This window comes from Solibacillus merdavium, from assembly GCF_014836935.1.
GTDB classification, from domain to species: domain Bacteria; phylum Bacillota; class Bacilli; order Bacillales_A; family Planococcaceae; genus Solibacillus; species Solibacillus ferritrahens.
In genome coordinates this window covers 1-13,596 of sequence record NZ_JACSPW010000019.1, presented here as the reverse complement: position 1 = coordinate 13,596, position 13,596 = coordinate 1, and the positions used below count along the sequence as shown (strand labels likewise).

At 33.3% G+C, this 13,596-nt stretch carries 9 protein-coding genes; 7 read left to right on the top strand and 2 right to left on the bottom strand.

The window, feature by feature from the left end; genetic code table 11:
* Positions 1 to 69 precede the first annotated feature (69 nt).
* The 7 genes from H9632_RS16090 to H9632_RS16060 all read left to right on the top strand — a co-directional run bounded on the left by H9632_RS16090 (position 70) and on the right by H9632_RS16060 (position 11,691).
* The gene (locus tag H9632_RS16090) at positions 70 to 1,155 is read left to right on the top strand and encodes a hypothetical protein (RefSeq protein ID WP_191705092.1); all 1,086 of its coding nucleotides are present in this window, start codon (positions 70 to 72) and stop codon (positions 1,153 to 1,155) included.
* Positions 1,156 to 1,282: 127 nt separating this feature from the next.
* Positions 1,283 to 1,732 (top strand): hypothetical protein, encoded by a 450-nt coding sequence (locus tag H9632_RS16085; protein WP_191705091.1) that lies wholly within the window; start codon positions 1,283 to 1,285, stop codon positions 1,730 to 1,732.
* A 169-nt stretch (positions 1,733 to 1,901) separates the two neighbouring features.
* A complete protein-coding gene (locus H9632_RS16080) occupies positions 1,902 to 2,156 on the top strand; it encodes a TIGR04540 family protein (RefSeq protein WP_191705090.1) in 255 nt (84 codons plus the stop codon).
* Positions 2,157 to 2,349: 193 nt separating this feature from the next.
* Positions 2,350 to 5,445 carry a DUF499 domain-containing protein gene (locus H9632_RS16075; RefSeq protein WP_191705089.1) on the top strand — a complete coding sequence of 1,032 codons (3,096 nt, stop codon included), beginning with the start codon at positions 2,350 to 2,352 and terminating at the stop codon, positions 5,443 to 5,445.
* A 12-nt stretch (positions 5,446 to 5,457) separates the two neighbouring features.
* The gene (locus H9632_RS16070) at positions 5,458 to 6,018 is read left to right on the top strand and encodes a DUF3780 domain-containing protein (RefSeq protein ID WP_191705088.1); all 561 of its coding nucleotides are present in this window, start codon (positions 5,458 to 5,460) and stop codon (positions 6,016 to 6,018) included.
* Positions 6,019 to 6,033: 15 nt separating this feature from the next.
* A complete protein-coding gene (locus H9632_RS16065) occupies positions 6,034 to 8,976 on the top strand; it encodes an anti-phage-associated DUF1156 domain-containing protein (protein ID WP_191705087.1) in 2,943 nt (980 codons plus the stop codon).
* Between the two features lie 15 nt (positions 8,977 to 8,991).
* Complete coding sequence (locus H9632_RS16060) at positions 8,992 to 11,691, top strand: phospholipase D-like domain-containing anti-phage protein (RefSeq protein ID WP_191705086.1); 2,700 nt, start codon at positions 8,992 to 8,994, stop codon at positions 11,689 to 11,691.
* A gap of 56 nt (positions 11,692 to 11,747) precedes the next feature.
* Here the strand turns inward: H9632_RS16060 and H9632_RS16055 are convergent, their stop codons facing one another.
* Entirely contained in the window at positions 11,748 to 12,008 is a 261-nt protein-coding gene (locus H9632_RS16055) for a hypothetical protein (RefSeq protein WP_191705085.1), read from the bottom strand.
* Positions 12,005 to 12,985, bottom strand: coding sequence for a ParM/StbA family protein (locus H9632_RS16050; RefSeq protein WP_191705084.1), 981 nt, complete (start codon positions 12,983 to 12,985; stop codon positions 12,005 to 12,007). Before H9632_RS16050 ends, H9632_RS16055 begins: the two co-directional genes overlap by 4 nt.
* Between the last annotated feature and the right edge of the window lie 611 nt (positions 12,986 to 13,596).

The following is a 13,596-nucleotide window of genomic DNA, read 5'->3' as shown; positions in this document are numbered from 1 at the left end:
GTGAGTGCTTTTTTTGTGCAATTATTATTTACCAAAAATGAAATTAGTGATGTAATGGAGGCGAAGTACATGAGTAGGAACGGTTCTATGAAAGAAGCAATATTGGGCATATATTTAAAAGAACGCCCTAAGATTATTAGCGAAGTATTGGGTTTTGAAGTACATCATATGGCATTAGAGCAGAAGCACGGAGCGTATCATGTTGATGTAAAAGCTGTTGATAAGAAAAGACGAATTCCAGTATTATTTGAACTGCAAGTAAAGCCAGCAAATAAAGCTTACTTGAATCGCGTGAAGAAGATGATTACTTCAACTCAAGAGGGTGTCATTGTTTGGGTGGCGCGTGAATTTGATAAAGAGATGATAAATGAATTACAGCATTGGCTCAAGGGTAATCAATCTTCTTATGTAGACTTTTATGCAATCACACTCAATAGTGAAGTGATTCCAATATTACAACAGCTCAATGACATGTATAAATTAGAGATATATGAAAATCTGCATCTATTAGATGAAGTAGAGGCACGGTTATCAATAGTGTTACAAAGTGAACGAATTCCACCGAGCCATTGCGGACATTTAATTGTTGATCCACCGCCATTAATTTACGAATTAGACCAAGATATAAAGCATGGATTACTTTTGCATTTAAGAAAGAAGATACCTCAATTTTTGAACTTTCATTATGACAAGAAAGCAAACCAGTACGACAAAATATTGAATATTGGGGCAGGTAAGTATGGTGTTGTATATCGATGCAGTGCCATCGACCGCCGTGGAAAAGCATATATAGAATTGTATTTCGATAAGTGTCTTACGGGAGAATATGACGCTTTTAAGGAACAAAAGAGTTTGCTTCAAAAAAAGATACATCCAGAATTAATTTGTAATAAACGTCGCATCGGCGTCTACTTCACGCCAGAGGATACGCATGAACAAACATTTGAAAAAATCACGGAAATTTTCCGCAACATGATTAAAACCTTTTCGCCATATTTCTACGGAGGAAAGCCAATAGAACTATTGAATCCGCCTGATAGTCGAGAAGAGATGATAAGTCACCATCTCTTACTTTTTGAAGAACGCGATTTTGAAACGGAAGATAGCTACCGCATACGGATGGAAAGCTTAGGAGAACGGTTTAGTGCACATTAATGAGATGCTCAAACATGGTAAAGCACTTGTTGTATTGAAAAGTATTTGACTTGTAAATAACATATAAGTAGATGCATTGGCCTTGCATTAAACAAAGAATTTAGCTTATGAAAGGAGTAATTATTTTATGAGTAAATTAAACTTTGAAAACACATTTGGTCTAAAAACTTATGGTGTTCCAGTGAATATCTATTTAGCAGTTAAGCAGGTGGAAAATGCAATTCGACTTTTCGCGTATGATCATTTAAAGAAACTTCAATTTGATGGGTCATTTAGTAGCTTGCCAAATATTCTGTCAGAAATGTCAATCGATATGGTATTAAGTATGGAGAAGATAGAAGATGATTTTGATGCGTATTATGTGATATATAACCGACTTATGATATTTGAAAAAAATTTAGTGAGCTCACTGAAAAACGCTGATTTAATTGAAGAAGGGATATGGGTGTTATTTGAAATATATCGAGCCCTGCAAGAATTAGATAAATTAGATGTACCAATTAAACCGAAAATCCGTGATTTAGAAGAAAGCTTTGAAAAGTATATTGAAAATATCAGTAAGAAACTATTGAAGTGAATTCTGTATGCAAGAGGTGATGCTAACGAGAGCACACCTCTTTTTGTTTGGAGAAAACTTTAATAGTTAATTGAAACCGTTATCAAACAAGGTTAGAATAAGAATAGAGTAAGAAAAAAATAACGAATTAATTAAAATTGAATAATGATTTTAACAATGAGGTGAGCTCTTGGAACTGAAGCGTTTTTATCGAACTCAAAGGGAATTAGCGATTGCTTTAAATCAATTAATTGATAGCTATTGGGAAAATGAAATCAATGAAGATGAACTAATGGGAAATATTAAAGTAATTTACGAAAACAATAATGATAAACTATTGAAGGGTAATGATTATACAAAAGTTGTTTTACAGCAATGTGGCAAAAGAAGGTTATCGATTGTTAGTAAAATTTTGGATATTTCGAAGAAGAATAGTATTGTTTGAAAGGATATAATATAAGACAATATATAGTAGAAAATGTTTGTTCTAAACTCAATGTCTATAAAGTGTTATGAAGAGTAAAAATTCGACAACGAGAGGGAAAGGAGAACAACATTCATTTCTAAAGTTTAGTATCAATAAAGTTTTATATATTAATGTAATAAAAATTTGATATGTAATTGTAGGAGGAACTTGAATGAAAACTTTATTTGAAGCATGTAAGCCAAGAGCGAGTGTTTTTGATGAAACCAAAAGAGACGATACTTTAGATTTAGCTAATCTAATAGATGATTCAGTAGATGCTGAAGCATTTTTTAACGAAACATACGTTACTGAAGGCATGCAATTATTGTTTGATACGGCTTTTAAAAGATTCGATGGAAAAGGTACGAGTGGTATTGTAAAGTTAACACAATCAATGGGTGGTGGTAAAACCCACAACATGGTAGCACTTGGACTTTTAGCTCAAAATCCTGAAATTAGAAAACAATATTTGAATAGTTCGTTTAATTTTGATCAAGAAATTAAAGTTGTAGCTTACACAGGGCGAGAAAGTGATATTTCATATGGGATTTGGGGAGAAATTGCTCGTCAATTAGGCAAAGAAGAATTATTTAAAGATTACTATTCACCTTTAAGAGCCCCAGGTCAATCTGCTTGGATTAACTTATTAAAAGGTGAACCAACATTAATATTACTCGACGAGTTACCACCGTATTTAGAATATGCTCGAACAATTCAAGTTGGTACAGGAACACTTGCTGATGTTACTACTAATGCACTTTCAAATTTATTTAATGCAATTGGTAAAGCTGAGTTACATAATGTTTGCCTTGTAATCTCAGATTTACAAGCTACGTATGAAGCGGGTTCAAACTTAATTCAAAAATCGTTTAAGAATTTAGAAAACGAGATCGGTCGTCAATCAATTAATATTGAGCCTGTGGGAACTACCTCTGACGATCTTTATCATATTTTAAGAAAAAGACTTTTTGAAAATAAAGCTACAGATGAAGAAATTCATGAAATTGCTTTAGCTTATCAAGAAGCTGTTAAAGAAGCTAAACAAATGGGGTATACAAATCAATCACCTGAACAAATATATACAGGAATTAAGGATGCATATCCTTTCCATCCGTCTATCAAGGATTTATTTGCGAGATTTAAAGAAAATCCTGGTTTCCAACAAACGCGAGGATTTATACGATTAACAAGAATAATGGTAAAAAATCTGTATGATGGTACTGATCCTAAGGCGAAGTCAAATTATTTATTAAATGCATTCGACATGGATTTAAACAATTCAGAAATGTTTTCAATGATAAGAAGTATTAAACCGAGGTTATCAAATGCAATTTCTCATGATATAGCTCAGAATGGAAAAGCTGTTGCTGAAGATCTTGACGCATTATCAAATTCTAATGACATTCAAGATTTAAGTAAATTGTTATTAGTTTCTTCTTTAGGTGATGTGACAGGTATAGTCCAAGGCCTATCCATACAAGAAGCTATTGGTGTTTTAGCTAAACCAGGCAGAAATATAACAGAAATTAAGAATAGTTTAGAACAGTTTAAAACGAAATCTTGGTATTTATATACTGATTCTAACAATAGATTATTCTTTAAAGATGTCAAAAATGTAAATGCGGAATTGTTATCTTTAGTGGATACTTATACAGATGAAATTGCAAAGCAAGAGATTAAAAAAATATTAATGGAAAAATTCTTGCCTAATTTAAAGGATTGCTATCAAGAAGTTGAAGTTTTTCCAGCTATTGATGAAATTGAAATTAAACAAGATAAAGTTACGTTGATTTTATTTGAACCAAACCCAAATGGTATAGGGCTTAAGAGAGATTTAGAGGAATTTTATGAAAATGTTAAATATAAAAATAGATTAATGTTTTTAACTGGGCAACGTAATTCAATGGAGAATTTGTTGGAAGTTGCTAAACAATTAAAAGCAATCCAATCAATTATTAATCGAATGAAAGAAGAAAAAGTACTCGAAAATGATACACAATTTCAATCAGCCCAAGAAATTCTTCATAAAGTAGAATTGAATTTGTTACAGAATTCAAGAGAGACATTTATTACTTTATACTATCCAACTTCAGATGGTTTTGAATCAAGTGACTTTAAGATGGAATTTAAACATAATAAATTTGACGCTGAAGAACAAATTCGTAATGTATTAGTTGATGTAATGAAATTTGATAAAGATACCACAAGTGATACTTTTAGAAAGAAATTTGAAGCACGAATTTTTACATCTCGCCAAATGCGTTGGATTGATTTAAAAGAAAGAGTTGCAACTACTACATCTTGGTCATGGCACCCACCTAAAGCTTTAGAGGATTTAAAAAGTGAGTGTTTGAAAAAGGGAATATGGATTGAAGAAGGTGGTTATCTTGATAAAGAACCACCTGCACCTGAAACTTCAGTAAATGTTCGCGAAACACATAGAGACGAATCAACGGGTGAAGTAACCTTAAAAATCACGCCTCAAAATGGAGATAAGGTATATTATGAAATTAATGGAGAGGCTACTCCTGGATCATTAGAAGTAAAAGATTTAAATGCATTTAAAACAACAGAATTATCATTAACGTTTTTATGCGTAGATTCTACTGGGAAACATAAAACAGGTACATTAACACCCTGGAATAATAACGTTCAATTACAATACAATGTATTCGATAAAAACGGAAGTAATTACATCGAACTGAAAGCGTCTTCTCCTAAAGTAACAATTAAATATACAACGGATGGATCTAATCCTAAAAATAGTGGTGGAGTGTATGATGATATATTTGAAGTCCCTAAAGGTACTAAATTTATCCAAGCGATTGCAGTACATGAAGGCTTTGAAATATTCTCTGAAACTATTACAATTCCGATTACAGAAACAAAATTTGAAATTGATAAAGAGAAGCCTTTAATTCTTAATCAAATCTTAAGAGCATCTGTGACATCAGAAGTTTATAAACAGCTTGAGATATTAGATAAGCATAAAGTGAAAGTCTCAGGGGTTAGTTTACAAGTATTCGAAAAAACGAATTCGATACAACAAAGTTGGTTAGAACTTTCCTTTGACAATTATGTATTCCATGAAACGAAATCCTTTGTTAAACAATTGGATGAGTTACGAGATGTTTTCTTTAATGAAAAAAATGTAGAAGTATCTATGAGTATTGAAAAAAGTAAGTTTGAAAAAGGTCAAAATTTTGAGGATTGGGTTGCCGAGAATAAACAGAGTATAGAGGCTTATAAAAATAGCATTAGCCAATAAGGAGGAGATTAAATGGCGAAAAAAAAGGCGTTAGGTTTTGGTTTCGTGCCAGAAGAATCTAAGCATCATTTTTTACTTGTAACGCCTAAAAGCCAAAAAGAGGATGTGGCGGTATACGAACGTTTTGAATGGGATAGTGATTCAGAAGAGCAACATGCTGGCCTCCTTGAAACTAATTTAAAGGTTGTATTAGATAGGCATAAATGGAATTTAATCAAGGATTCTTTAGCAAGTTCTTTTAATAATCGATTGAAGGAAAAGGATGTAACTGTTGGCAAATTTAAAGCTGGTCATATTCCCATTGAACGTTTGTTAGGAAAAGAAATGGTATTGCTAATGTGGGCTATAGAGGATTCAGACCCACAACTTATCTCAACAGCTATTAAAAATTGGGCAGGGCTTAGTCGGGAAGAAAGATGGTGGTTATTCACTATGGCAAATGCAGTTACAGGCCATGCTGATGATAAAAGAGGTTGGAGAAAAGCAATTAGATTCGCATTAACAGAAAACCCTGTCGATGATATAGAAAACAATCAAGGAAGTATCTTGGAAATGTTGTATAAAAATGTATAGTTTGGAGGAAGTTTTTTGTTAGATTATAGTAAGTCGTTTATTGAAACACAATTTCCAGTTTCAAAAGTATCCAAGGAAAGTTATAAAGAGCGTAAAGCAGTCCAAGGACAAACCTTAACTGGACTGGGGAAATGGTGGGGACGAAAACCCCTTATTCTTGTTAGAGCTACAATATTAGGTATATTACTTCCTGTATCTGATAATCCGAAAAAGGATAGGGAAGTATTTCTAAAATTACTTACCATGGATGATGAAGGATTGTTATTAAGAAAGTCAAAAAATTTATCGACTAAGGACGTTTTTAGGCTTCTTACTAACAAAGAGAAGGAAAAATATTTTTCTGCATCATCAACTGATGAAAAACCAATTTTTAAGAAAGAAATAACTAAAGCTGAAAAATTAAGCTTACAAGAATTATCGTTTAATAGATTATCTTACGATGAAAAGATGATGTACTGTGATCGACCTGAACATGTGGCAAATTTAAATAAAAAAGCTTGGATGGAAATAAATAGTCATTTAGGTACCTCGGCATCCAGTATTAAGGAATTAGTAAAGGAAATTGGTGGAAAGAGGTATGGGCATACTCCGAAAATTGGAGACTGTTTTGCAGGGGGAGGAAGTATTCCTTTTGAGGCCGCTCGGTTAGGTACGGATGTTTATGCTTCAGACTTAAATCCAGTAGCGTCATTGCTGACTTGGGCTTCTTTAAATATTGCTGGAACAAGTGATGAAGAAGTAAAAACCTTAGTTGAATTTCAAAAAAAAGTATTTGAAGAGGCAAATAAGATTATTCTATCTTGGGGAATAGAGGAAAATGAACGAGGTTGGAGAGGAAATGCATATTTATATTGTAACGAAACAACATGTCCAGAGTGTGATTACAGTGTTCCCTTGCTCCCTACAATGATTATCGGAAGAGGTCCTACTAATACAATCGCTAAATTAGTAAAAGAACCTTTAGAAAAAGCTTTTAATATTAAAATTGTAGAAAATGTTTCAAAAGAAGAATTAAAGCAATCAGAAAAAAATGTAACACTTTTTGACTATTCCCTTAAATGTCCAAATTGTAACAAATTAACACCTATACCAAGCATAAGAAAAGACATGGATGATGGGGTTACAAGGGAATACAGATATAATACTCCAAACCAGTTAAGAAAATGGGGTATTAACGATTTTAAAAACTTAGAAACTGATATTTATAAAGAAAGATTATATTGTATTAGATATGAAGAAGTAGTGAAAAATAGTAATGGAGAAGATAGAATTATAAGGCATTTTGTAGAGCCAGATGAAAAGGATTTAGAAAGAGAGTATAAAGTTGACCAATTATTGAGAGAGAGATTTACAAAATGGAGAGAACTTGGTTATATACCCAGCACATTAATTGAAAAAGGTTGGAATACCAATCAATTAACATATGAAAAAGGGTGGACTTATTGGAGTAACTTGTATAATCCAAGACAATTGTTAGTTACAGGTTTACTTATGGAGTTAACTGATAAATTAGCTGAGAATAATAAACAAAGAGTAATAGGCTTATTAGGGGTAAATAAAAGTGCTGATTGGAATTCTAAATTGTCGATGTGGGATAATGGTAAAAGTCCTTCAGTAAAAAATGTATTTTATAATCAATCGCTTAACACTTTATTCAATTATGGATGCAGGGGATTAACATTGTATAAAACTATTTGGTTTTACAATATTAACAATTTTAAAATAGATTCGCACACATTAGTTAATCCTTTAAATGCTACAGAAATTAAAGAAAAATGTGATATTTGGATAACTGATCCCCCATATGCAGATGCTGTTCATTACCATGAATTGACTGAACTTTTTTTATCATGGGATAAAACAATGATTGAAAAAATATTTCCTGAATGGTACTCAGATACTAAAAGAGTATTAGCGGTACAAGGTGTAGGAGAAAGTTTTAATAAAAAAATGATTGATATCTATAAAAACCTTGCATCAAATATGCCTGATAATGGTACACAAGTAGTTATGTTTACACACCAAGATGTTAAGGTTTGGGCTGAATTAGCAATGATTCTATGGTCTTCAGGTTTGAGAGTTATATCAGCATGGAATATTGCAACTGAAACTGAGTCAGGTGGTTTAAAAGATGGCGGGAATTATGTAAAAGGTACTGTATTACTTGTACTAAAAAAACAAACTTCTAACGATATTGCATTTCAGGATGAATTATATAGAAAGATAAAAAAAGAAGTTCAATTTCAAATTGATAGTATGAGAGAACTTGATGATAAGGAAGATCCAAACTTTACGGATGCAGATTATCTCTTAGCTTCTTATGCATCTTCATTAAAAGTGCTAACAGCATATAAAGAAATAGAAGGAATTGATGTACAATATGAGTTATCAAAACCAAGGAATTCTAATGAAGAAAGTCCGATAGAAGCACTAATCAATAAGGCTGTTAAAATCGCATATGACTACCTAATTCCAGACGGTGTAGATAGTCTCGTCTGGAGAGATTTATTACCTGAAGAAAGATTTTTTATTCGCGGACTCGAATTAGAAATGGGAAATGTGCATCAAATCAGTGCTTATCAGGAATTAGCAAGAGGATTTGGCGTAGGTGATTACCAGGATATGTTTGAAAACTTTAAAGCAAATTCTGTACGTTTAAAGACTGCTTCGGAGTATAAAGTAAAAGGAATTGATAGAGATGCCTTTGGGAGTTCATTGATGAGACATGCACTAATGGCTATTTATCAATGTGTTAAGGCTGAATCCACAGCAGAAGGTAAGAATTATTTAAAGGCAAAATATGATCAAAATAATGAATATTGGGATAAACGTTCTGCAATAATAGAAATCCTTGGGTTTATATCCAGATTTGAAAATATTACACATATGGGACATTGGCATCAAGATGCTTATTACGCACGACTGTTAAGAGAAGCTGTTAGAAATGATGGTATTTAAGGTAGGTGCTGTATATTGATACGGAGGTATTCTACGAGAAGAGAGGCTATCAACGCCTCTCTTTTAAATCATAAATTAAAAAATGCTAAAAGTTACGATAGAATTGCTGGTTATTTTAGTTCTTCTATTTTGGAAGTTGCTGGCGAAGCTATTGAACAAATTGAAGGGAAAGTTAGAATTGTCTGCAATTCAGGTCTGAATATTAAAGATGTGGAAACGGCAAGGCTTGCTCAGTCGGCAATTAGAAAAGAATGGTGTGAATTTAAGCCAGAAGAATTACCTAACTCGTCTAACAGATTTAGAAAACTATATGAATTACTTTCATCGGGAAAAATGGAAGTAAGAGTTGTACCAGATGAAAAATTTGGCTTGATACATGGAAAAGTAGGGGTTATTACTTTAGAAGATGGGACAAAAACTTCTTTTTTAGGTAGTGCTAATGAAACATATAGTGGCTGGAAGCTTAATTATGAACTCATTTGGGAGGATGATTCCCCAGATGCAATAGAGTGGGTACAAGAAGAGTTCGACGCACTCTGGAATGATCCAACTGCCATACCTCTATCAGAATTTATTATTGAAGATATTAAACGTATTTCTGAGAGGGAAGTCATAGACGACATAGATGAATGGAAATCGGATCCTAATCCTGCTTCGACCGCAGTAGAGTCTCCTGTCATAAGAGGAGAATTCGGTTTATGGGAACACCAAAAATTCTTTGTCAATTTGGCATTTAGAGATCACCAACGAAGTTATGGAGCAAGGTATATACTTGCGGATCAGGTTGGGCTTGGGAAAACGATTCAACTTGCAATGTCTGCCCAATTAATGGCTCTGTATGGAGAAAAGCCCGTACTGGTTATTGTTCCAAAAACACTTTTATGGCAGTGGCAAGATGAACTAAATACATTATTAAACATTCCTTCTGCAGTGTGGAACGGTAAGGAGTGGATTGATGAAAATGGATTTAATTATCCAAATAAGGGTTCGGAAGATATAAAGAAATGTCCAAGAAAAATAGGAATTGTTTCGCAGGGCCTAATTGTCTCTAAGTCTCCAATAGCTGAGCATTTATTAACAAGAGATTACGAATGTGTAATTGTTGATGAAGCACATAGAGCAAGAAGAAAAAATTTAGGTGAAAATAAAGAATCTCAAAGTCCAGACCCTAATAATCTCTATGAGTTTTTACTTCAAATTTCATTGAAAACAAAAAGTATGTTGTTGGCAACGGCCACACCAATTCAAATGTACCCAATAGAATTATGGGATTTAATGAATATTCTGTCTCAGAAGAATGATAGTGTTCTTGGGAATAAATGGTCGAACTGGCGTAGGAAAGAGAAAATATCAACAGGTTTAAAGCTAATAACTGGCGAGGATAAGCTGGAATTTTTTGACCCTGAAAATTGGGAATGGATAAGAAATCCTTTCCCTCCATCTTATGAAGATGAAATGACGTTTGGAATGATCAGACGAAAAGTAGGTTTAAAAGATGATCAATTTGTAATTAATATTAATCATTTTGAACTTTCAAAGCCAGATCAAGCTAAGATAGGTCGTATTTTGGATAATGGGTTTTACCAGAAATATAATCCATATATTCGACATGTAATCCGCAGAGAAAGAAGTTACTTAGAAAGTACAATTAATCCCGAAACTGGTGAACCTTATCTGCAAAAAGTTGAAGTCGAGTTACATGGGGAATCGGATGAAGATGCTTTAGTATTATCCAGTTACTTAAAACAAGCTTATATGTTTGCAGAGGAATTTTGTAATTTATTAGGTAAACGTAATAAAAGTAGTGGTTTCCTTAAAACATTACTATTAAAACGAATAGGAAGTTCCGTAGTAGCAGGATTAAACACAGGAAGAAAAATGTTAAATGAATGGAATACTTCATTTTCTGAATGGGCGAATGAAGAAGATGAACAGTTTGATGAAAGTGACGTTAAAAATCTTACTTCTGAAGAAGAAGAGCTTCTTGTTAAATATGTTAAAGCTTTGGAGACTAACGAGTCTACAGATCCTAAGTTTGAAAAGATAATTCAATTACTTACCGAATGGAAGTGGCTTGAAAAAGGTTGTATTATCTTTTCGCAATATTTCGATACTGCCAGATGGGTAGCTCAGAAGTTGTCTCAAAAATTCCCAAAAGAAAGCGTTGGGCTTTATGCTGGAGGAGAAAAATCAGGTATATTCATCGACGGTAATTTCACTAAAAAGGAAAAGGAAGAATTAAAGACCTTAGTAAAGCAGAGGAAGCTAAGATTATTAATTGGTACTGATTCTGCAAGTGAAGGGCTGAATCTTCAAACTTTGGGAACTCTGATTAATCTTGACTTACCTTGGAATCCAACCAGACTTGAACAGCGAAAAGGACGTATTCAACGTATTGGACAAGTGAATGAAGTTGTACACATTTTTAATTTAAGATATAAAGACTCAGTTGAAGATAGAGTTCATAGTTTATTATCAGAGCGTTTTAAAAATATACATGGTGTATTTGGACAATTACCAGATGTCTTGGAAGATGTTTGGGTAGATATTGCTTTGAATGATATTGAAAGAGCTAAACAACGTATCAGCGAAGTACCTGAAAAACATCCTTTTGAAAATAGATATAACAATTCAGTTGGTAAAATTGACTGGGAAAGTTGTACAAAAGTATTGGATCGAAAAGAAATGCGTAAATATTTTTTAGAGGGTTGGTAATTAATTATGTACCAATGGCAGTATAAAACTGCCTTTTTAAAACAACTGCTCTATAATCATTTTTCATCAAAGTCTACTTGTTCAGATTGAACAGTAGGCTTTTCTGCATTTGTAACTATTTGCACTGCACCCAGTTTGTCCGCAATCGCTTGTGCTACTGCGTCGATTGAGATGTTATTTGGAATGCCTCTCATATCCTTGTGTATTAGATTTCTGATATACCCACTAATACTTTGTCCCTGCTCCCGAATCGATTGCAAGTGTGCTACTATATCGTGGTCCTCCGCTAAAAAGCTTATCGTTATTCGGTTTCTCATAAATTATTTTTGATTTTTAAGATGGATAAGAAACTCTTTACATTACAAAATTGCGGATTAACAACGATATGAGCATGTGGGAAATATTCTTTAATACAATTGTGCAGTAACAAAGCTCCACCGCCACAGAAGCAAATATTTGTGTTGTTAAACGTATAGCCACGACTTTTCGCAAAAGAGATAATCTCCTGGAAATGTGCATCTTTTAACTGTTCAATTAAGTGATGGCTGTCGGAAATAATAGCTCCCTCGGACATTAAAAATCCATCGTGAATGATTCGCTCAAGGTCATTAGATGCAACAGCGACGTTGAACTTTTCATTTATCATTCGTCCGATTTTCCCTTTCAAAATATTACATCCGTTATTCGAAACGACCATACTATCGAAGTTTGGGGTCAAAGAATCGAATTGACATAGGGTAGCATTTAGACCTCCAATATCGATTACGGTTGTATTAACATTTTTAGATGCTTTCACATCATGAAAAATGGCTCCCACGCCTTCAAATACAGCAATTGTATTATGAAGTTCAAAGATAAAAGGTACACCGTTGACTTCGATCATAATAGGGTTATTAAAGTTTTCAATGAATTCAAGGTAACGCTTTTTTGTAGTAGCATCCTTATACGCTGAAATGGGGATATTTACTGCGACTTTCAAATCGACAATTGAGGGATTAATATTCGCTTGCTTCAATAACTCGGCAATGGCAACGTAAATGCATAATTTATGAATATCCTTTTCTTTGGATAAATCATAGCTGGAGAAACTTTCGTCGACCATATTACCGATGATATAAGTTTTACCATTATATTTGACCACATACGAGCCAGCAGGAACATCGATGTCTAATGCTGTTGTCACTTCCTGCATTTTGGTTCGGAAGTAGACGTAATGCTCTTTGTTATTGTGCAAGAGGATTGCTTTCGTTCCATATTTTCCGCTGTCGACAGCAATGAGTACTTTTGGTTTCATAGAATAATTCAGCTCCCTAAAGTTTTTCTTTTATACTATGCACTCGTAAAAAAAATATAAGACATTTCATAAATTTCTTGCCGAATTAGGTTCGACGTTTATGAAATGTCTTATTTTTGTTGGTTTGCAATTGTGAAGAGAGTTTCTTCTTCAAATTCATATAATATTTGGTCTATCACTTCTGTTGAGTAAATTTTTTCACTTATGAAATAAGCGATAATCTGATCAAACATACTTGCATCATTAGAAAATGCACGATTGAAATTAGATAGGAGCGTATTAGTTTCTTCAATCAGACAGTTCAAAAGCAATTGTTAATTTGTAGAACCAGCTCCCTTTTAATGGATTCCAGGCTGTAGTTGAAAGTATAGCTCTCTGATTTTGAAGTGCAATCAAGGCAAAAAGGAGGTCAAACAGGGTCGAACACACATGCTATTGAAAGGGACTTGCCTTTTTAATATTTTGTAATTAAGCAAGGAGGTGAAGACGAAAAAATAGCAACTTGGCTAAAAAGTGAAATTTAATACTGATAACTTAAGGAGCATTCCTGTTAGAAAGATTTTCGGGGACTTGAAAACAAAAAAGCCCTCTTGTATGATGCTTGAGTGTCA

Coding starts and splice junctions, on each gene's coding strand:
- H9632_RS16090 (WP_191705092.1), top strand. CDS start 70: ATGAGTAGGAACGGTTCTATGAAAGAAGCAATATTGGGCATATATTTA.
- H9632_RS16085 (WP_191705091.1), top strand. CDS start 1,283: ATGAGTAAATTAAACTTTGAAAACACATTTGGTCTAAAAACTTATGGT.
- H9632_RS16075 (WP_191705089.1), top strand. CDS start 2,350: ATGAAAACTTTATTTGAAGCATGTAAGCCAAGAGCGAGTGTTTTTGAT.
- H9632_RS16070 (WP_191705088.1), top strand. CDS start 5,458: ATGGCGAAAAAAAAGGCGTTAGGTTTTGGTTTCGTGCCAGAAGAATCT.
- H9632_RS16055 (WP_191705085.1), bottom strand. CDS start 12,008: ATGAGAAACCGAATAACGATAAGCTTTTTAGCGGAGGACCACGATATA.
- H9632_RS16050 (WP_191705084.1), bottom strand. CDS start 12,985: ATGAAACCAAAAGTACTCATTGCTGTCGACAGCGGAAAATATGGAACG.